The sequence below is a fragment of the Gilvimarinus sp. 1_MG-2023 genome (assembly GCF_030548285.1).
This window is the reverse complement of record NZ_JAUOSC010001264.1, coordinates 1-257: the sequence shown is the minus strand read 5'-3', so window position 1 is coordinate 257 and position 257 is coordinate 1. Positions and strand designations below refer to the sequence as shown.

The window sequence follows — 257 nt, the reverse complement described above, 5'->3', positions numbered from 1 at the left end:
CAATAAAATGATCCAGGGCGCGGCGTTCAATGGTGCGAATGCCTTGTTTCTGCTGCGCTGACAAATACTCGTACCGGGAAGCCGCACCAAAATCCCCAAACAGGATATTACCCTCGGCATCAATCAGGGTGTTATGGGCATACAAATCACCATGACACACTTCAGCCTGTTCCAGATGCGACACAATACTGCGCATTTGCTTAACCATATGCTCGACTTGCCGGGAAGAAAAACGCTGCCCCTGGGTAAAGGTATCC

The 257-nt window shown here is 50.2% G+C and carries 1 protein-coding gene; it reads right to left on the bottom strand.

Going from position 1 to position 257, the window contains the following annotated elements:
- The coding region (locus Q4563_RS20930; protein WP_303605889.1) for a protein kinase domain-containing protein at positions 1-257 on the bottom strand (257 nt) is incomplete at both ends.